Raw genomic sequence first — 18907 nt, forward strand, 5'->3', positions numbered from 1 at the left:
GCCTCAGGCGGGTTCGCGGACCGTGGTGACGATGTCGACGATGTGCGGGTCGGCCGGAGCAGAACCGAAGCCGAAGCGCACCGGAGGGGCGAGCGGCGCGAGCGTGCCGAGGTCGGTGCCCGACCAACTCGCCGTCGCGGCGACGATGCGGCGAGCGCCCGTCACGCCGTAATACTCACGGCGACCGTGACCGGCCGAACCCGCTGTGCGGGCGCCGGGCTGCAACACCCTCGCGACAGGGTCGATGGCGCGCAGCCAGGCCGGATGCACGGCGAGCGGCTTCGGGACGACACGGAGGGCCCGGCCGAGCGGGGAACTACCACCGATGCGCAGGGTCGTGTCGAGTGGGCCGCCGACGAACCGGAGGCCCGCGGGCAACCGTGTCCAACCGACCGTCCCGACCTCGATGTCGTCGAAGGTGTACGTCGAGGAGATGAAGTCACCGATCTCCTGCGTCGGCGCGAGCAGGAGGCGCTTGCCGCGGGAGTCCTCGATCATCGCGTCGGCGAAGCTGCCGAACGGCGAATGCGACCACAGGCCGAGGACGATGCGAACGCCGCCCGTGGTGCCGTACCCGGCGATCCGTCCGGAGAAGCGGAGGTCGGTAGCGGGCATCCGCCCACTGTAGTCGCCCTGGCTGGAGGGTGGCCCTCGGTCACCGAATCGGTCACCGAGACGAGCCCCAGCACCGAGACGCCCCCGGCCACCGAGCCTGTCCCCGGTCACCGAGCCTGTCCCCGGTCACCGAGCCTGTCGAGGTGCCGCCCAGGGTCAGGGACAGGGTGACTCACGGACCGAGCACTCGAACGGTCGACGGGTTGACGGGTTGACGCGAGCGCGTCGATCCGCTTGCGTGGACGCATGCCCACTTCGCTGCTGCTCGTCTCCGACACCCACCTGCCGAAGCGGGCGAAGCTGCTGCCAGACGCGGTGTGGGCGGCGATCGACGCAGCCGACCTCGTCGTGCACGCCGGCGATTGGGTCGACGAGGCGACCCTCGATGCGTTCGAAGCGCGCGCCAGACGACTGGTCGGCGTGTTCGGTAACAACGACGGGCCAGAACTGCGCGAACGCCTCCCCGTCGTCGCCCGGTTCACCGTCGACGGGCTGCGCTTCGCGGTCGTCCATGAGACGGGCTCCGCGGCGGGACGGGAACAGCGCGCCGACACCGCCTACCCCGACACCGACGTCCTGATCTTCGGCCACAGCCACATCCCGTGGGACTCGGTCTCCCCCGGCGGAATGCGGCTCCTGAACCCCGGGTCGCCGACCGATCGGCGCCGGCAGCCGGAGTGCACGATCATGACGGCGCGGGTCGACGATGGCGTCCTCCGCGAAGTGCGCGTGGTGCCCGTCGCCCGGTGAGCAGCTGAGGGACACCCGTGCACAACTCCTGTGGCCCTTGGCCCCGGAGCGCCCACTCGTGCGGGACTCCGGGGGTCAGGACGCAGACGCAACCGTCGCAGCAGGAGTTGTGCACGATGGAGCGGCCATCCCCTGAGCAGGCTGCGAGGGGGCGGGCTCCGCAGGGTGGGCTCCCACGGGCGGGCTCCACAGGGTGGGCTCCGCAGTCGACCGTTCACAACTCCTGCATCCCGAACCTGAAATCAGGACCGGGGCCCGATCGAAGCGGCGGAACATCGAAACGAGCCGGGATCGCAGGAGTTGTGAACAGCCCGAGGGTGCTAGTTGCCGATGTGGACCGCCTGGGGCAGCGGCACGGGCGCGGGACGTTCGACGGTGCTCGTGAGCTCCACGACGCGGTGCTCACGGCCGGCGACGATGATCGACTCCATGATCTCCAGCACGTGGAACGCGAGGTCGCCCGAGGCACGATGCGGCCGCTCCTCCTCGATCGCCGACGCCAGGTCGGCCAGCCCGACACCGCGGCCGGCATCGACGAAGCCGGCTCCGTCGGGCACGGCACGCCAGGTGCGGTCGTCGGCAGTCGCGATCTCGACCGGGTCGGAGAAGCGGTTCGGATCAGGCACGGCGACCGTGCCGGCAGTCCCGTAGACCTCGAACAACGGCGTGCGGCTCGCCCACACCTCGAATGACACCGTGACGGTCGAGACGACCCCGTTCGCGTGCTCGAGGATCGCGGTCACGTGCGTGTCGACATCCTCGTGCACCGGGATCGGAGTGCCGGCGAGCAGCCCTGTCGCGACGGTCCGCTCTCGATCCGACCGCGCGACGGCGCCGGACACCCGCACCACCGGGCCGAAGAAGGACACGAGACTCGTCAGGTAGTACGGGCCCATGTCGAGCAGTGGGCCACCACCCGGCTGATAGTAGAAGGCGGGCGCCGGGTGCCACAGCTCATGGCCAGCTGCACTCCAGGCCACGGCTGCCGCGATGGGACGGCCGATGACACCGCTGTCCAGCACCGCGAGCGCCGTCTGGATCCCGGTCCCGAGCACGGTGTCCGGTGCGCTGCCGACGCGGAGACCCTTGGCGGCCGCGAGTTCCAGGATCGGCCGCGCTTCCTGTGTCGTCAGCGCGAGCGGTTTCTCGCCGTAGACATGCTTGCCCGCTTCGAGTGCGCGCAGCGCGATCGCCGCATGCGCCGCGGGGATCGTGAGGTTCAGCACCACGTCGACCTCGGGGTCGGCGAGCAGTTCATCGACGCTCGACGACCGCACCCCCTGTTCGGCAGCGACCTCCGCCGCGCGCGCGAGGTCGAGGTCCGCGACGACGACGAGCCGCAGATTCGGCAGTTTGGGGAACTCTGCGAAGTACTGCTTGGAGATGTTGCCGACGCCGATGATCCCGATGTTGAGCACGGTCCCGCTCTCCAGGGTCGACGGCCCGTTCAGCGTGCTGCCCACAGGAGGCCCCTCTCGATGATGGTGCGGACGTTCGGTTCCTCGACGATCTCGAGCCGGTGGCCGGGTGCCGAGACGAAGATGCGTCCCTCGCCCCACTGTCTGGTCCAGATCGCCGGAGCCGTGACCGGCCGGTTCCACGCGTCCCACGGCCGCACCTCCTGCGTCGTGGTCGCGAGGACGTCGTTGTACTCGTCACTCAGCACCCAGTACTGCTCGGTGACGAGGTCGAAGTCGTCGATCCCCTCCATGATCGGGTGCTGGCGACCGTACTCCGTGACGTGCACCGTGTACGGGATGTAGTTGTCGGACTGCTCTCCCGTACGCTCGACCGGGTCCTTGCCCGCGTGGTGCGCGAACTGTCCGCCGATCATGTGGAGGTAGTCGGCGTTGTTCCGGTACGAGTCAGCGATGCCGCCGTGCCAGCCGGCCATACCGGTGCCGTTCAGGACGGCGCGCTGGAGGCCCGCGAACTCCTCCGGCTCGATCGTGTTCATCGTGTTGATCTGCACGATGAGGTCGACGGTGTCGAGGTAGTCGGCGTCCGTGTAGATCGTGGTCCCGTCCTCCACGCGAACGGTGAACCCGTTCGCCTCGAGGAAGGGGATGAAGGCCGCGGTGGTCTCGACCGGCATGTGTCCGTCCCAGCCTCCGCGCACCACGAGGGCCCGCTTCTCGGTCGGCACTGTCTTGTCAGTCATGTATTCCTCTCAGGGGATATGTTGTCTCGGAGTGGGGCACGACGCGCCTACTTGCTGAAACCGGCGGTCATGCCGCTGATCAACTGACGTCGGCCGAACAGGTACAGGATGAAGATCGGAAGCGTGGACAGCACCACGGCGGCGAGGACGGCGGGGACGTTCACACTGAACGACCCTTGGAACGTCCACAGCGACAGCGGCAGCACCCGGTTGCTCGGCGACTGCGTGAGGACGAGTGGGAACAGGAACCCGTTCCACACATTGAGGGCGTTGTACAGGCCGACGGTGACGATCGCCGGACGGGCGAGCGGCAGGACGAGCGACACCAGCGTCCGCCAGCTCGACGCCCCGTCGACCGTCATCGACTCGAACAACTCCTTGGGGATGTCCCGGATGAAGTTCGACAGGATGAGCACCGTGACGGGAACCGCGAACCCGATCGACGGCAGGATGAGGGCCAGCAGTGTGTCGTAGAGGCCGGCCTTCGAGAGCATGTAGAACAGCGGGATGATCGTCGCCTGCAGCGGGATCGCGAGCCCGAGCAGGAAGAACGAGAACGCTCCACGCGTGAACCGCGAGTTCGTCCGGACGATCGCGTACGACGCCATGATGCAGACGAACACCGTGATGGCCACGCTCGCGATCGTGATGATCGCGCTGTTCGCGAGGTACAGGAAGAAGTCGCTCTGCAGGACGAGCGCGTAGCCGTCGAGCGTCGGATCGGTGGGTGGGATGAGCTGGTTGCTCGAGAAGAAGCCGGCCTGCGGACGGACACTCGTGATGAGGATGTAGTAGATCGGCAGCACGATGATGAGCAGCCAGATCCACGCCCCGAGTCCTCCGACGATGTTCGGCTTGCGGCGAGCGCCCCGTGGCCGCCTGCCCCGGGTCTGGTGGTCTGACGGTCGTCCGCGTTTGGAGCCGGCGGTCGAGACGCTGACGGTGTCGAGGCTCGCGGTGCCGAGGGCGCCGGGCTTCGTCAGTCTGTTGGTCGTGGACATCAGAGGCCTTCCTGCTGTGAGTCCATCTTCGCGAAGCCGCTCAGCTTGGTGAGCAGGAGCGCGATGACGAGCCCGATGGCGGCCAGGATGATCGCCATGACGCTCGCCTGACCGAACTGGCTGGCGGAGAAGCCCGTCACGTACATGAGGATCGGGAGGATGCGGGTGCCGGCGCTCGGCACACCGCCGGTGAGCACGAAGATCACGTCGAAGTAGGTGAGCGAACCGATGATCATGAGGGTCGACGACGTCACCAGCGTGTAGCGCAGCTGCGGCAGCGTGATGTTGAAGAACTGCTTGATCGTGCCGGCGCCGTCGATCTCCGCCGCCTCGTAGAGGGAGGCGGGGATCTGCCGCACCCCGCCTTGGAACAGGAGCGTGTGGAAGGGGACGAACTGCCACGCGATGATGAAGATCACCACGAAGAGCACGAGTTGCTGGTTGCCGAGCCAGTCCTGCTTGAGGAACGGGATGCCGAGCGACGCCGACAGCCCGAAGTTCGGGTCGAGGATCGCCTTGAACGCGATCGCGATCGCCGCGGAGGACAGCAGCAGTGGCAGGAAGAAGATCGCGCTGAGCACGGCCCGGTTCCGCTGCTTGCCTGCGGTCCAGGTACCGAGCAGCAGGCTGATCGGGGTCTGGACGATCCAGGAGATGACGATGACCTTGATGGTCAGGACGAGGGCGTCGATCGTGATCGGGTCGACGAGCACGGAGGCCCAGTTGTCGAGACCGACCCACGCCGGGTCGGTGATCGCGTCCCAGCGCGTGAAGCTCAGGTAGAGGGCGACGACGAGCGGGATGATCGCGAAGACGAGGAAGAAGCCCAGCGCCGGTGCGACCATCCAGCCGCTGGGGCCGGTGCGACGGTTCGTCGTCGCACCGGCCCTTCGGGCCCCGTTCAGTTGACGGGTTGCAGACATCTGGGAATCACTGACCGATCGTCTTGTTCATGTTGTCGGAGAACTCCTGCGGGGTGATCTGCAGGTTGAAGAGCTGGTCGAGGTTCGTGAGCAGCGCGGTCGCCTGTGCCGGCGGGAGCGCCTGGTCCCATGACATCTGGAAGTTCTTGGCGTTCTTCGACAAGTCGTAGACGGTCGTGCCGAAGTCGCCGCCGGCTTTCGCGATCTGGTCGTCGATGCCGGTGATCGGCGGCACCTGCCCGGCCTCGACCATGCGGTCGATGTACCCGTCGTCGAAGACGCCGTCGGTGAGGTACTTCACCGCGCTCGCCTGTTGCTCCTTGCTCGCCGCCGAGGAGATCGAGAAGTAGCCGGAGGGGTTTCCGACGATGTTCGACGGGTCGCCCTTGCCACCCTCGACCGCCGGGAAGGTCGTGTAGCCGAGGCCCTTCTCGGCGAACTCGGCCGCCTGCTGCTTGAACGTCGTCATGACCCAGGCACCCTGGAGCATCATCGCGGCCTTGCCCGTGTACAGGAGCGCGACATCGGCATTGCTGTCCGCTGTGACCGAGGCGAACCCGTCGACGAATGCGCCGGCCTTCACGAGGTCCTGGATCTTCGTGTTCGCCTCGATGATGCCGGGGTCGCTCCACGCGTCCGCTTCACCGGCCATCACCTTGTTGAAGGCCTCGGGCCCGGCGACGCGATCGACGAGGTACTCCTCCCACATGAGTGACGGCCACTTGGAGGCACCGGCGAGGGAGAACGGTGCGACACCCGCGGCCTTGAGCTTCGGGATGGCATCGACGATCTCGTCGAAGGTGGTGGGGACGTCGACGCCGGCAGCGTCGAGCACATCCTTGTTGTAGTAGAACATGATCGGTGTGGTGGCGTTCATCGGCACCGCGTACACCTTGTCGTCGACGACTCCCTGGTTCCAGACGGACTCGAGGAACTTACCCTTGGCGTCGGCCGTCTCGGCGGTGATGTCGGCGACCTTGCCGGCGTCGACATAGGAGTTCAGCGTGCCGCCCGCCCAGCTGTAGATGATGGTCGGGGCGCTGCCCGCGCCGACGGCGGTGCGGATCTTCGTCTTGTAGGCGTCGTTCTGGAAGTAGGTCGCGGCGACCTGCCCGTCGGCGTTGGCGCCGTTCCACTCCTTGAGCGACGGGCCGAGGACGGTGTCCTCGTCGGTGCCGATGAGGCCCCAGAGGGTGGCGCTGCCGGCGGCGGCGCCTCCGCCGCTCGAACATGCGGTGGCGCCCAGCATGAGGGCGGTGACGCCGAGCGCGACTGCTGCCAGTCTCGTGCGTCGGCGGGTAGAGGTACGAAGCGTCATTGCATTCTCTCCTTGGTGGGTGCTGCTGCTGGTGATGCGGGACATTCGTTCAGTGTGGGTGGCGCCGGACCGCTGGTTCGGCGGTCGGTCCCGGAGAGCTGCGCCGGGTGTCCGGGTGGCGCCTGTGGAGGACGGTCGGTCAGTCAGTGCGGGTCCAGGCGCTCCCGTGGGCGGCGCTCTGTTCGACGGCGCGCAGGACGCGCTGCACCTGGAGGCCCTCGGCGAAGGACGGCTCCGGGTCGCGCCCCGTGGTGATCGCCTCGACGAGGTCACGGACCTGGTGGGAGAACGGATGCTCATAACCGATCCCGTGACCCGTCGGCCACCACGCGGCCATGTACGGGTGCTCCGGCTCGGTCACGATGATGCGGGTGAAGCCCTGCTTACCGGCGGGTGCTGTCGCGTCGTACACCTCGAGCTCGTTCATCGATTCGAGGTCGAAGGCGATGGCCCCGCGCGAACCGCTCAGCTCGATCCGCAGCGCGTTCTTGCGGCCCGTCGCGTAGCGGGTGGCCTCGAAGGCGCCGATCGCCCCCTCCGCAGAGCCGCCGGTGAGCCTGGCCGTGAACCAGGCCGCGTCGTCGACCGTGACCTGGCCGCGCTCCTCGGACGCCGTGCCGCTCAGACCGACGGTCTCGCCGAGCAACGGACGCTCCGTCACGAAGGTCGCGAGTGTGCCGCTCACGGAATCGAGGTGCGAGCCGGTCAGGTGCTGCACGAGGTCGATGGCGTGCGCGCCGATGTCGCCGAGCGAACCGGAACCGGCCTGCTCCTTGTCGAGACGCCAGGTCATCGGCCCCTCGGAGTCGCTCAACCAATCCTGCAGGTAGAGCGCACGGACCTGGCGGACATCACCGAGCGCACCGTCGGCGATGAGCTGGCGGGCGTAGGCGATGGCCGGGACCCGTCGGTAGCTGAAGCCGACCATCGAGCGAACTCCCCTGCTCGTCGCCGCCTCCGCCGCGGCGACCATGAGCTCGGCCTCCTCGACGGTGTTCGCGAGCGGCTTCTCGCAGAGCACGTGCTTCCCGGCTTCGAGCGCGGCGATCGCGATCTCGACGTGGGAGGAGCCCGGCGTACAGATGTCGACGATGTCGATGGCCGGGTCGGCGATCACGGTGCGCCAGTCGGTGGAGGAGGCTGCCCAGCCGAACTTCACGCGGGCGGCTTCCAGCGCTTCGGGATTCCGGCCGACGATCGTCGCCATGACGGGTTCGGCGTCGAGCTCGAAGAAGCGCGGTGCCGTGCGCCACGCCTGCGAGTGCGCTGCGCCCATGAAGCCGTAGCCGATCATCGCGACCCGGAGTTCCGAACGCTGCCCTGCACTCATCTGCGATGCTCCTGAGGATGCTCGCGCAGTCGCGGTCCTCGGGGTTCCGAGTCGCTTCGCTGCGTGTGCCCCGAAGTTAGCCCCGCCTCGCTCGATCTCGCAAGTTCTCCCTCCCGCATTGGAAACTTTTCCACACTGACGTCGCCGATCACCGTCCCGCCGATGAGCCCGCCGCCGTCGATCCGATCGTGACGTCCGCGGACTCAGGCAGCGGGTCGGGCGGGTGGAGCGGTCGAGCCTCGGACGACGAGGGACGTGGCAAGGTCGAGGCGGACGTTGTCGACCGTCTCCGATCGGAGCTTCAGGACCAGGCGCGTCGCCTCCTCGGCCATCTCGATGAGCGGCTGCCGGATGGTCGTGAGGGCGGGCCCCACCCATCGGGCGGGCGGCACATCGTCGTATCCGACGACCGACAGCTGCTCCGGGATGGATATCCCGAGCGAACGAGCAGCCTCGTACACACCGAAGGCCTGCATGTCGTTCCCGGCGAAGATCGCCGTCGGCCGGTCCTCCAGCTGGAGCAGCTCGAGCGCGAGCACCCGTCCGGCCTCGGGGACGAACTCCCCGCGTCGCAGGATCGCCTCGTCGAGCGGTAGCCCGGCCTCCTCGAGCGCCGAGCGGTACCCGGACACCCTCGCCCGGGAGCACATGAGGTCCATCGGCCCCGCGATGACGCCGATCCGCCGATGCCCGAGCTCGATCAGGTGCCGCGTCGCCGCCATGCCGCCCGACCAGTTGGTGGAGCCGATCGCCGGCACCTCCGGCCCCGGATCCCCGGCTGGATCGACGACCACGACCGGGATGTTCCGGGTGTGCAGCTGCCGCCGGTACGCCGGGTCCAGATCGGAGAAGACGAGGATCACGCCGACCGGCTTCCGCGAGATGATGCTCTCGACCCAGCCTTCGCCGGTCGAGCCCCGCTTGCCCGTCTCGGTGAGGGTCACGCTCATGCCGTGCTGCCTGGCGACCTTCTCGACCCCGCGGATGATCTCGAGCGACCACGAACTGTCGATGTACTCGAAGACGAGCTCGATGAGAGAGCCCTGCGCGAGTTCGCCGCCGCGCCGACTGTAGCCGTGCCGGTCGAGGAGTTGCTCGACGATCTCGCGGGTGTCCGGGGAGACACCCGGCCGGCCGTTCAGCACCTTCGATGCAGTCGAGACGGAGACGGAGGCCTCGCGGGCGATACGGGAGAGGGTCGCGCGCCCGCCCGCGCCGGCCGCCTGCGCAGTCAGGTCGTCGCTTGTCGCCGTGTCGCCCATATCGACTCTCCGTTCGCCCGACACCACGGCCGGCAGCCGTCTCCGCGTCGAGAAGTTAAACACATCGTAGCGAAACATTTCGTGCCAGGAGGCCACGGCCGGACCCGTGACTGCGGCCGGGCTTTCTGCTACTCTCGACTATAAGTTGTGATTAACAACAAATCACTCACTCGCCAACGATGCTGAAGGACTGCACGCATGAGCCTCACCCCCACCAAAGCCGATCGGTTCTCCTTCGGCCTCTGGACCATCGGCTACAACGGAACCGACCCGTTCGGTGGGCCGACCCGCCCAGACCTCGACGTGGTCGAGGCCGTCACCCGCCTGAACGAGCTCGGCGCGTACGGCCTCACCTTCCACGACGACGACCTGTTCGCGTTCGGCTCCACGGACGCCGCCCGCCAGAAGCAGATCGACCGCCTCAAGCAGGCACTGGCCGACACCGGCATCATCGTGCCGATGGTCACCACCAACCTGTTCAGCGCTCCCGTCTTCAAGGACGGCGGCTTCACCTCGAACGACCGTGCCGTCCGTCGTTTCGCCCTCCGCAAGGTCCTGCGCAACCTCGATCTCGCCGCAGAACTCGGAGCCAAGACCTTCGTCATGTGGGGCGGCCGTGAGGGCGCCGAGTACGACTCCGCGAAGGACGTCCAGGCTGCGCTCGAGCGCTACCGCGAGGCCGTCAACTTCCTCGGCGACTATGTCACCGACAAGGGCTACGACATCCGCTTCGCGATCGAGCCGAAGCCCAACGAGCCGCGTGGCGACATCCTCCTGCCCACGCTCGGCCACGCGATGGCGTTCATCGAGACCCTGGAGCGTCCGGAACTCGTCGGCATCAACCCCGAGGTCGGGCACGAGCAGATGGCGGGCCTGAACTTCACCGCGGGTATCGCCCAGGCGCTGTACCAGGGCAAGCTGTTCCACATCGACCTCAACGGCCAGCGCGGTATCAAGTACGACCAGGACCTCGTCTTCGGGCACGGCGACCTGCAGAACGCGTTCTCCCTCGTCGACCTCCTCGAGCACGGTGGCGTGGGCGGTGGCCCCGCCTACGACGGCCCGCGTCACTTCGACTACAAGCCGAGCCGCACCGAGGACATCACGGGCGTGTGGGACTCCGCAGCCGCCAACATGCGCATGTACCTGCTGCTCAAGGAGCGCGCAGACGCGTTCCGCGCAGACCCCGAGGTACAGGAAGCCCTCGCAGCCGCCCGCGTGCCCGAGCTGCGAGCGCCGACGCTGCACCCGGGTGAGACGGTGGAGCAGCTACTCGCCGACCGCTCCTCCTACGAGGACTTCGACGCCGACGCCTACTTCGGCGGGAAGGGCTTCGGCTTCGTGCGTCTCCAGCAGCTCGCGGTCGACCACCTCATGGGCGCACGCTAGCCCTCACCCTCTGCAGAATTCAGGGAATATCGGCCAGGATGGCGTCCCGCGTCCGATTTCCGCGAGGATTCGGACCCGGGACGCCGTTCCGCGCGAACATTCCCTGAATTCTGCATCCGTACGTCAGCCAACATCACTCCGAAAGGGACAGCGATGACGCTCGTCGCCGGTATCGATTCGTCCACGCAGAGCTGCAAGGTCGTCATCCGTGACGCCGACACCGGCGCGCTCGTGCGAGAGGGGCGCGCATCGCACCCCGCGGGCACCGAGGTCGACCCCGCCGCCTGGTGGGAGGCGCTCCTCGAAGCGGCCGACGCCGCCGGTGGACTCGCCGACGTGGCTGCCGTCTCGGTCGCCGCGCAACAGCACGGCATGGTCGCGCTCGACGTCGACGGCCGCGTCATCCGGCCGGCTCTGCTGTGGAACGACACCCGCAGCGCCGGTGCTGCAGCGGACCTCATCGCCGAGTTCGGCGCTGCAGAGCTCGCAGCACGCACCGGCTGCGTCCCGGTCGCGTCCTTCACCATCACGAAGCTCCGCTGGCTGCGTGACGCCGAACCCGCGAACGCCGCCGAGGTCGCCGCCGTGGCGCTCCCCCACGACTGGTTGAGCTGGCGACTGCGCGGCTTCGGTCCTGCCGAAGACAGCCTGCACGGTGCCGACCTCGACGAGCTGACGACCGATCGCTCCGACGCCTCAGGCACGGGCTACTGGTCGCCCGCCGACGGCGACTACGACCGCGAACTGCTCGTCGCGGCTCTCGGCCACGACGCCATCCTCCCGAGAGTGCTCGGCCCCGGCGAGTCCGCCGGCTCCGGCGTCGTGGGCGGGCCCGTCGGCGCGGACACCATCATCGGACCAGGGGCCGGCGACAATGCGGGTGCGGCCCTCGGTCTGGGAGCGACCGCCGGCGACGTCGTCGTGTCGATCGGGACGAGCGGGACCGTGTTCGCCGTTACGCCGTCCCCGATCCGCGACGCCTCGGGCACGGTCGCCGGATTCGCCTCTGCAGACGGCGCGTTCCTCCCCCTCATCGCGACGCTCAACGCTGCCCGCATCCTCGACGCGGTGGCGGCTCTCCTGGGCGTCGACCACGCTGAGCTCGGCCGACTCGCGCTCTCGGCGCCGGCGGGCGCGCGCGGGCTGGTCCTGCAGCCGTACTTCGAGGGAGAGCGCACCCCGAACCTGCCCGACGCGACGGCGACCCTGTTCGGGATGACGCTCGAATCGACGACCCGTGTAGGTCTGGCCCGAGCTGCGATCGAAGGTCTGCTCTGCGGGCTCGCCGATGGTCTGGACGCAGTGCTGTCGCAGGGTGTGGTGGCCGAGCGGATCCTGCTCATCGGCGGAGCCGCACAGAACCCGGCCGTGCAGACCATCGCTCGCGACGTGTTCGCTGTACCCGTCGTCGTGCCGGCTCCCGGCGAGTACGTCGCCGACGGCGGTGCCGTGCAGGCTGCATGGGCGCTGACCGGGGAGCGCCCGAACTGGGCGGTCGAGGGCGTCGATGCCGCACCGTCCGCTGCCGCCGCGGCGACACCTCCCGGCATCGCTCGCGAGCAGTACGCCGCCCGCCACCGCTGACCGCACTTCAGAATTCAGGGAATCCTGGCCGGGTAGGCCCGGATCAGCCCGATTTCCGGCGGGAATCGGACATCTGAGGCTCACACGGCGCAGATTCCCTGAATTCTGATGAACACATCGGGTCAGTCTTGGAGGGATTCGGCGAGCACTGCGCCTGCGGTCTGCAGGTACACGAGCGGCTCCGCCATTGCTCTCTCGACGCCACCGGCCAGCTCGGTGAGTGAGGCAGCGGCGACGAAGGATTCATCGGTCGGCGCCTGGATCGCCCCGGCGACGAGCATCGCCCTGCCGGGCGCGAGCCCGGCGACGTAGGAGGCCACCTTGCCGTCGGCCGTCTGGTCGTCGTAGCGGCCCTCGCCGGTGATCACGATCGTCGCCGCCGCGGCAGCCCCCGGGAGGGAGATCGCATCGCCGACACCGCTCGCACCGGATGCCGTCGTCGCTCCCCACAGCAGGAGTCCGTAACCCGCGCCGCCGGCGGCACCCGAACCGCGCTCCGCCGCCGCGACAGCAGAACGGTCGACGGTGAGCGCCACACCCGCACGCTCGACGAGTCTCGCCAGGTTCGCATCGAGCATTGCGACGTCTGCACGTGATGCGCCCTTCTGCGGCCCGAACACGGCTGCAGCGCCGCGTCCGCCGAGCAACGGGTTGTTGACGTCGCTCAGGATGACGGCGCCGGCAGCAGGCAGCGGTCGAAGCCCGGAGAGGTCGATCGCGTCGAGCGCAGCCAGGCCGGCGTTGCCCGGTGCGATCTCCTGCCCGTCCGCGTCGAGCAGCCGGGCACCCAGCGCCGTCAGCAGCCCGGCGCCACCGTCCGTGCTCGAACTGCCGCCGATGGCGAGCAGCAGTCGATCGACACCGTGATCCAGCGCCGCGGCGATCGCCTGGCCGAATCCGGATGTCTGTGCCGCGAACGGCTGCAATGGATCGAGGAGCGTGAGGCCGCTGGTCTGGGCGAGCTCGACCACGGCCGTGCCATTCGGGAGTTCGAGCCAGGAGGCGTCGACCGGGTCGCCGACCGGACCCGTCACCGTCACCGAGTGGCGGACCGCCCCTGGGACGGCGACGGCGAACGCGTCGAGGGTCCCCTCGCCGCCGTCTGCCATGGGCAGCAGCCGCAGCTCGTCGTGGGGACGGACCGACCGCCAACCCTCGGCGATCGCTGCAGCCACCTCGGCGGCCTCGGCGGTTCCTTTGAACGAGTCTGGTGCGATGACGACGGTGTGCATCCGTTCAGCCTGCCACGGGAGCCTCGACATCCGCGGCCTTCGCCGCCGACGTCGTGAGGACCTCGAGCCCCGACGGCGTCACGAGCACGGTCTCCTCGACCTTGACGCCGGGTGCGGTGGGGTTCCAGGCGAACGCCTGCCAGAGCTGGACCTCATCCGTCGCACCCGGCGTGGCCCGCGGATCGCGGCCCGCATACCCGGCTGCTCCGCCCTGGTGGTGCTTCGTCCACTCGTCCGGTGCGAAGCCCTGCTCCGCGTACGCGGCACTACCGATCCGCAGGATACCGCCGAGCGACGCCCCCGGGACGGTGGCATCCAGGTAGGCGCGCTCCACGGCCCGGATCCTGCGCATGTCCGAGGCGAACGGCTCTGCCGGTGCCCCGCCGGCATCGAACCAGCGGGTCACGTTGACGATGAGCCCGTCGCGTCGCCCACAGACGACCACCATCGCACGGGCGCCGAGCTCCCCCTCGGTCGGAAGGGGGTGCCGGTGGGCGAGGCGCTCCGAACCCGCGACGAGGAGGACGAGGGGGTCGATCCCGGCAGCCACGAGTCCGGACGCCGCTTCTGCGGCGACCGCACGCTCGGTCCAGGACTCCTCGACACCCTCGACGAGCGCTTCGAGTGACGTCGTGGCCTCCCGTCCGAGCGATCGGAACCTGGCGATCTCCGCCGGCAACAGCGAAGCGCGCACCGCACGGATGCCCTCGGCGACCTCGGACTCCTCGAGCACCCCGTGTCCCGAGGGCAGCACGGAGCCGATCGGCGGGTGCCAGGGCACCGTCACGATGCGGATGTCCGGGAGCTCCTCCGTGCGGAGGCGATCGACCTCGTTCGACGTCGCGACGAGCCAGGCGTCGTCCAGGGAGACGACGACCGCGACGATCGGGTCTGCGGCGAGGCTGACGTGCACCCTCGAACCGTCGAGATACCAGCTGATGGCCGCGGCGGATCGCAGGATCAGCGAGTGAGCGCCACGAGACTCGAGGAGCGTGATGACCCGTTCGTGCTTGCGGCGTCGGTCGGCCTCATCAGGTGCCGGGCGTCCTCCGTGCTCGACGCGCGCGGTCGTGGTCACGGCCGCGCGCGCGGCTGGGGTCGAGGTCGAGGTCGAAGGCGTGGTCGAGGGTCTCATCTGCGGCTCCACGGGGTTCCGAGTTCGGCGAAGGTGCTCGCGGTCGACGCGGCGGCAGCCACGAACGCCTCGATGCCGGGGATCACGGGGCGTCGGTCGTCGCCGCTTCCCCGCCAGTCGACGAAGTGTTCGGCGATGACGGAGGGGGCCGGGGCCGACCGGACGGCGTCGAGGATGGCCGTGAATGCCGACGCATCCGCGAGGGAGCTCACGAGACGCGCCGCGTGCCCGGCCCGGAGGTCACGACGGGCACGCAGGAGGTCGTCCAGCAGACCGATCCGACCGGTGGCCGAACGACTCACCGTCTCGCCGTCCACCACCACCTCGACGAGGTCGCGGGTGTACAGGAACCTGATCGATCCGCGCTCTCCGCGGACCGTCACAACGGGATCGGTCGTCTCCTCGGCGCACAGGGTGAGCGCAGCCGTCATGATCGGACCGCTCCGTGGCGTGACACGGACGACCGAGGTGTCGTCGGCCTCGATGGTGTTCGCACGGTACTGGTCGAGCTCGATCGACGCGAGTGCCGCCCGATCCGTCGTCCCGCCGAGCCGGAGCATCGTCTGCACCGCGTGGGCGAGCGGATTCGTGACGACGCCGTCGACCACCGGGACGCCGTCGAGCAGGCGCCGACCGGACCAGGCCGCGCGGGTCCAGTACCCGACCGTCCTGACCCAGGTGCCGGTCGCTTCGATCGCCGTCACCGCTCCGATCTCGCCGGAGCCCACACGGGACTCGATCTCAGGGATCGCTCGGGAACCGAGGCTCTGGAAGCCGACCTGGACGAGCCCACCCGTGCGTTCGGCGACCGCGAGCAGCTGATCGAGTTCGTCGTTCGAGGTGACGGGAGGTTTCTCAAGGAGGAGGTCCGCGCCGTGTTCGAGAGCCGTCACGGCGAGCTCGAGGTGGGTGTGGATCGGTGTGGAGAGGATGACGACGTCGGCTTGGACAGCGGCGAGGCAGTCGTCGAGCGAGGTGAACAGCGGAGCATCACCCGCTGCGCGGTCGGCGTCGGTGAAGACACGGTCGACCAGCCCACCGAGGCTGATCGCGCCTGTGGCGACGAGCGCTCTCGCCGCTTCGACATGGGTGGCACCGTGTCCATGGATGCCGACCACCACGACGGCGGGGGCGGATTCGGCGGAGTGGGGGTTCATGCGGGGCTCCCTGCTGCGCTCGCCTCGGCCGCGAGCAGCGTCCGGTGGATCGTGTCGGCCTGTTCCGCGTCGAGCGGGCCGTCCACGACGACCGCGTCGAGTGCGGTGACGAGCGGAGAACCCGGCGAGACGATCGTGCGGGTGACGGACGCGAGTGACACCCCGACGCCCGGGTATTCCGCAGCGCGCACGAACCACGGGAACGTCGCCGCGGCGGGCTGGCGGAAGAGGACGCTGACCGGGTGAGCGCCGGCAGCGCCGGCGTCCAGGACGAAGACGAGCCATGCTGCGCGTGAGCCGTGAGCGGTCTCCTCCCCTGGTCCCGCTGCGCTGAAGACCCTCCGCGGCACCCCGGCAGGCATCCGCCAGAACCAGCCTCCGTAGCCGGCGCCCTCGCGACCGTTCGTGGCCGGTGAGCCGATGCTCACCGGGCCCGCGGAGCACTCCAGGGTGCTCGACACCGTGATCCGTACCGCGCGCGGGTCGCCATCCGCTGCCGCGGTGCTCGGCACGGCGATCTCCGACACCACGGTCGTGCGATCCTCCACGAGCTGGATGGCGCCGTCCGCCCCCACCCAGTCGAGTTCCTGGTGGAGGCTGTGCCCGTGGATGTCGGACTGACGGACGCGCTGGGTGCCGTGGTTGTCGAGCATCGTCGACCCCCGATCTGCCAGGTAGGTGCGGCCGCCCCAGTAGGAGGTGCCGTCGACGTCGGCGACGGCGACGGCGAACGAGAGTCCGAGGTGATGCGGGTGGTCGGCGGGAGCCCGCTCCGTGACGATCCGACCGGCGAGTGAGGTGATCGGGTGGGCGAAGGGACGTGGAGCGTCCTGCGGCGGGAGGTCGGTGCCGTCGTGCAGGGCCACGACGTCGTCGGCATCGATGCGAGCGAGCAGCGCGGGCCCGGCGGCACCGTCGGCAACGCCGGGTTCAGGCAGGACCGTCTCCCAACGCGTCCTGGCGGGAGCGACGGCGGCGGCGCTGTCCCGGGCCACGAACCGCGGGCGGAACACCAGCGGATGACCGCCCGTCGCTCCGCCGATCGTGTCGTGGAGCCTTGTCCACGCCTCGGCTCCGAGCTCCCGGCGGGGCACGGAGACCGTGCTGAGCGCTGGTACCGAGAACGCGGCGAACGGGATGTCGTCGAAGCCGACCACGCTGAGCTGCGCGGGGACGGCGACGCCCACGCGCCGCAGGGCGGAGACCAGCCCGAGGGCGACGAGGTCGTTGAACGCGACGACCGCGGTCGCCTGGCTCCGGCGGACCTCCTCGACCGAGGCGGCGCCATCGGCGAGAGCTGAGCCGGAACCGATGATCTCGACCTCGAGTCGGCCATGGGTTGCGCGAGCGCGGGTGATGCCGATGCGTCGGAGTCGGTCGCCCTGGCTCGCCGCCGGACCGGCGAGATACAGGACGCGGCGGTGGCCGAGCGTGTGGAGTTCGGTGAGCACGGCCTCCATGCCGCTCGCGTAGTCGATCGAGACGGAAGGGACCGGCGAACCGTCGAGTTCCCGGTTGACGAGGACCACGGGATGCAACTCCTCGACGAGCGCCCGGAGTTCGGCCTCGGCCAGCCGTGGCGAGCACAGGACGATGGCGTCGCACCGACGGCGCGCTTCCCTCGCCGCCGCTGCTTCGTCGGCGGCGTCCTCCTCGGTGTCGGTCACGAGCACGCGGTAGCCGTCCGCAGCGGCCGCACGTGTGACACCCCGCAGGATCTCCTGGAACATCGGGTTCTCGAGGTCGGGGACGACGACGCCGACCGTGTTCGTGCGGCCGAGCGAGAGACCGCGGGCGAGGGCACTCGGGCGGTAGCCGAGCTCGTCCACCGAGGCGATGACCCGGTCGGTGATGACGAGGTCGACCGTCGCCTTGCCGTTGAGCACGCGCGACACGGTGGCTTTGGACACGCCCGCGAGCGCCGCCACGTCGGAGATGGTCGGCGTGGCGCCATTTCTTGGTAACCGATTGCTCATGGGGCCTCGTTCATCTGCGCCGGGTGGTGCTGTGCCCTTTCATCCTATAGGGTCGATCACGAGAAACCGGTTTCCGGGGACACCGGAACCAGTCACCACTCTGGAGGATCGTGATGCGCATCATCGTCACCGGCGGGGCGGGGCGTCTCGGGCGGAGTGTCGCGACAGAACTCGCGTCGGCCGGCCATCACGTCGTCTCCGTCGACCGCACCGACCCAGGGCTCGCCGGCGTCGAGGGCCGCGTCGCCGACCTCCTCGACCACGACGCGACCCACGAACTGTTCGCGTCCCTGCGCCCGGAGGCGGTGGTGCACCTCGCCGCGATCGCCGTGCCGTTCAGCGCTCCGGAACCCGTCATCCTGTCGACCAACCAGTCGCTCGCTTTCACAGCCCTCACCGCCGGGATCGCCGCCGGGGCGAGCCGCCTGCTCGCCGCGAGCAGTCCGACGGTCATCGGCTACGGCGCACCGGGCGGTTGGACGCCCACCGCGCTCCCCATCACGGAGGAGCACCCGACGGCGCCGTGGAACGCGTATGCGTTGTCGAAGGTCGCGATCGAGTCGACGGTCTCGATGCTCGCCCGCGCTCACGGCGCCGACGTCGTCATCAGCGCCTTCCGCCCCTGCTTCGTGGTCTCGCCCGAGGAGTGGGAGGGCGCGCCGACGCAGCAGGGGCACACCATCGTCGACCGCCTCGCAGATCCGGCTCTCGCCGCCGTCTCGCTCTACAACTACCTCGACGCCCGGGACGCCGGCCGGTTCGTCACAGCCTGGCTCGACCACGCCGAGGCCCGCCACTCCGGCGAGGTCTACTTCGTCGGAGCCGACGACGCGCTGGCGCTCGCACCGCTGTCGGACCTCCTGCCGGCGCTCGTCCCGAGTACCGCCGGGTTCGCCGACGACCTCACCGACCACGAGGCCGCGTTCAGCAGCGCGAAGGCGAAGGACGCCTTCGGCTGGCAACCACTGCACCACTGGCCGTCGGCGCTCAGCCCGACGGAGTTCGCCCGACTCCGCGACGTGCTCGCCGCAAGCGACACCGCATCCATCTCCACTCCACGATGACGAGGACCAC

Annotated in this window: 16 protein-coding genes; 4 read left to right on the plus strand and 12 right to left on the minus strand. The window is 69.3% G+C overall.

Going from position 1 to position 18907, the window contains the following annotated elements; genetic code table 11:
• Positions 1-3: 3 nt before the first annotated feature.
• Positions 4-615 (minus strand): hypothetical protein, encoded by a 612-nt coding sequence (locus ABMA10_RS17810; RefSeq protein ID WP_347869285.1) that lies wholly within the window; start codon positions 613-615, stop codon positions 4-6.
• A 246-nt stretch (positions 616-861) separates the two neighbouring features.
• On the opposite strand from ABMA10_RS17810, the gene ABMA10_RS17815 reads away from it, so the two are divergent.
• Positions 862-1365: a metallophosphoesterase family protein gene (locus ABMA10_RS17815; protein ID WP_347869284.1), complete on the plus strand. Its 504-nt coding sequence runs from the start codon at positions 862-864 to the stop codon at positions 1363-1365.
• 320 nt (positions 1366-1685) lie between these two features.
• Here ABMA10_RS17815 and ABMA10_RS17820 read toward each other — a convergent pair whose 3' ends face one another.
• The 7 genes from ABMA10_RS17820 to ABMA10_RS17850 all read right to left on the minus strand — a co-directional run bounded on the left by ABMA10_RS17820 (position 1686) and on the right by ABMA10_RS17850 (position 9360).
• Positions 1686-2828, minus strand: a complete 1143-nt coding sequence (locus ABMA10_RS17820; protein WP_347869283.1) for a Gfo/Idh/MocA family protein — start codon at positions 2826-2828, stop codon at positions 1686-1688.
• Complete coding sequence (locus ABMA10_RS17825) at positions 2813-3526, minus strand: ThuA domain-containing protein (RefSeq protein WP_347869282.1); 714 nt, start codon at positions 3524-3526, stop codon at positions 2813-2815. Before ABMA10_RS17825 ends, ABMA10_RS17820 begins: the two co-directional genes overlap by 16 nt.
• A gap of 47 nt (positions 3527-3573) precedes the next feature.
• Positions 3574-4527 carry a carbohydrate ABC transporter permease gene (locus tag ABMA10_RS17830; RefSeq protein WP_347869281.1) on the minus strand — a complete coding sequence of 318 codons (954 nt, stop codon included), beginning with the start codon at positions 4525-4527 and terminating at the stop codon, positions 3574-3576.
• Entirely contained in the window at positions 4527-5450 is a 924-nt protein-coding gene (locus ABMA10_RS17835) for a carbohydrate ABC transporter permease (RefSeq protein WP_347869280.1), read from the minus strand. The genes ABMA10_RS17830 and ABMA10_RS17835 overlap by 1 nt, the downstream gene beginning before the upstream one ends.
• Before the next feature lie 7 nt (positions 5451-5457).
• The gene (locus ABMA10_RS17840) at positions 5458-6768 is read right to left on the minus strand and encodes an extracellular solute-binding protein (protein ID WP_431030762.1); all 1311 of its coding nucleotides are present in this window, start codon (positions 6766-6768) and stop codon (positions 5458-5460) included.
• A 139-nt stretch (positions 6769-6907) separates the two neighbouring features.
• Positions 6908-8098 carry a Gfo/Idh/MocA family protein gene (locus tag ABMA10_RS17845; protein ID WP_347869278.1) on the minus strand — a complete coding sequence of 397 codons (1191 nt, stop codon included), beginning with the start codon at positions 8096-8098 and terminating at the stop codon, positions 6908-6910.
• A 203-nt stretch (positions 8099-8301) separates the two neighbouring features.
• Positions 8302-9360: a LacI family DNA-binding transcriptional regulator gene (locus ABMA10_RS17850; RefSeq protein ID WP_431030763.1), complete on the minus strand. Its 1059-nt coding sequence runs from the start codon at positions 9358-9360 to the stop codon at positions 8302-8304.
• A 198-nt stretch (positions 9361-9558) separates the two neighbouring features.
• On the opposite strand from ABMA10_RS17850, the gene xylA reads away from it, so the two are divergent.
• Positions 9559-10749 carry a xylose isomerase gene (gene xylA, locus ABMA10_RS17855; RefSeq protein WP_347869276.1) on the plus strand — a complete coding sequence of 397 codons (1191 nt, stop codon included), beginning with the start codon at positions 9559-9561 and terminating at the stop codon, positions 10747-10749.
• A gap of 153 nt (positions 10750-10902) precedes the next feature.
• Positions 10903-12333, plus strand: coding sequence for an FGGY family carbohydrate kinase (locus ABMA10_RS17860; protein ID WP_347869275.1), 1431 nt, complete (start codon positions 10903-10905; stop codon positions 12331-12333).
• Between the two features lie 122 nt (positions 12334-12455).
• Here the strand turns inward: ABMA10_RS17860 and ABMA10_RS17865 are convergent, their stop codons facing one another.
• The 4 genes from ABMA10_RS17865 to ABMA10_RS17880 are packed head-to-tail and all read right to left on the minus strand — an operon-like array spanning position 12456 to position 17833.
• On the minus strand, positions 12456-13565 hold the full coding sequence (locus ABMA10_RS17865) for a glycerate kinase (protein WP_347869274.1): 1110 nt from the start codon (positions 13563-13565) through the stop codon (positions 12456-12458).
• A 4-nt stretch (positions 13566-13569) separates the two neighbouring features.
• Positions 13570-14700, minus strand: a complete 1131-nt coding sequence (locus ABMA10_RS17870) for a M24 family metallopeptidase (protein WP_431030764.1) — start codon at positions 14698-14700, stop codon at positions 13570-13572.
• Positions 14697-15857, minus strand: a complete 1161-nt coding sequence (locus ABMA10_RS17875) for a Gfo/Idh/MocA family protein (protein ID WP_431030765.1) — start codon at positions 15855-15857, stop codon at positions 14697-14699. The genes ABMA10_RS17870 and ABMA10_RS17875 overlap by 4 nt, the downstream gene beginning before the upstream one ends.
• The gene (locus tag ABMA10_RS17880; RefSeq protein ID WP_431030766.1) at positions 15854-17833 is read right to left on the minus strand and encodes a DUF6807 family protein; all 1980 of its coding nucleotides are present in this window, start codon (positions 17831-17833) and stop codon (positions 15854-15856) included. Before ABMA10_RS17880 ends, ABMA10_RS17875 begins: the two co-directional genes overlap by 4 nt.
• 113 nt (positions 17834-17946) lie before the next feature.
• Between ABMA10_RS17880 and ABMA10_RS17885 the strand changes: the two genes are divergently transcribed.
• Positions 17947-18897, plus strand: a complete 951-nt coding sequence (locus ABMA10_RS17885) for an NAD-dependent epimerase/dehydratase family protein (protein ID WP_347869270.1) — start codon at positions 17947-17949, stop codon at positions 18895-18897.
• Positions 18898-18907 lie beyond the last annotated feature (10 nt).

The organism is Plantibacter sp. RU18 (assembly GCF_050613355.1).
Classification (GTDB): domain Bacteria; phylum Actinomycetota; class Actinomycetes; order Actinomycetales; family Microbacteriaceae; genus Plantibacter.

Bases quoted from the DNA above. Each gene is read 5' to 3' on its own strand.
- ABMA10_RS17815 (WP_347869284.1), top strand. From the start codon at position 862: ATGCCCACTTCGCTGCTGCTCGTCTCCGACACCCACCTGCCGAAGCGG.
- ABMA10_RS17850 (WP_431030763.1), bottom strand. From the start codon at position 9,360: ATGGGCGACACGGCGACAAGCGACGACCTGACTGCGCAGGCGGCCGGC.
- ABMA10_RS17825 (WP_347869282.1), bottom strand. From the start codon at position 3,526: ATGACTGACAAGACAGTGCCGACCGAGAAGCGGGCCCTCGTGGTGCGC.
- ABMA10_RS17860 (WP_347869275.1), top strand. From the start codon at position 10,903: ATGACGCTCGTCGCCGGTATCGATTCGTCCACGCAGAGCTGCAAGGTC.
- ABMA10_RS17830 (WP_347869281.1), bottom strand. From the start codon at position 4,527: ATGTCCACGACCAACAGACTGACGAAGCCCGGCGCCCTCGGCACCGCG.
- ABMA10_RS17875 (WP_431030765.1), bottom strand. From the start codon at position 15,857: ATGAACCCCCACTCCGCCGAATCCGCCCCCGCCGTCGTGGTGGTCGGC.
- ABMA10_RS17810 (WP_347869285.1), bottom strand. From the start codon at position 615: ATGCCCGCTACCGACCTCCGCTTCTCCGGACGGATCGCCGGGTACGGC.
- ABMA10_RS17845 (WP_347869278.1), bottom strand. From the start codon at position 8,098: ATGAGTGCAGGGCAGCGTTCGGAACTCCGGGTCGCGATGATCGGCTAC.
- ABMA10_RS17880 (WP_431030766.1), bottom strand. From the start codon at position 17,833: ATGAGCAATCGGTTACCAAGAAATGGCGCCACGCCGACCATCTCCGAC.
- ABMA10_RS17885 (WP_347869270.1), top strand. From the start codon at position 17,947: ATGCGCATCATCGTCACCGGCGGGGCGGGGCGTCTCGGGCGGAGTGTC.
- xylA (WP_347869276.1), top strand. From the start codon at position 9,559: ATGAGCCTCACCCCCACCAAAGCCGATCGGTTCTCCTTCGGCCTCTGG.
- ABMA10_RS17840 (WP_431030762.1), bottom strand. From the start codon at position 6,768: ATGACGCTTCGTACCTCTACCCGCCGACGCACGAGACTGGCAGCAGTC.
- ABMA10_RS17835 (WP_347869280.1), bottom strand. From the start codon at position 5,450: ATGTCTGCAACCCGTCAACTGAACGGGGCCCGAAGGGCCGGTGCGACG.
- ABMA10_RS17865 (WP_347869274.1), bottom strand. From the start codon at position 13,565: ATGCACACCGTCGTCATCGCACCAGACTCGTTCAAAGGAACCGCCGAG.
- ABMA10_RS17870 (WP_431030764.1), bottom strand. From the start codon at position 14,700: ATGAGACCCTCGACCACGCCTTCGACCTCGACCTCGACCCCAGCCGCG.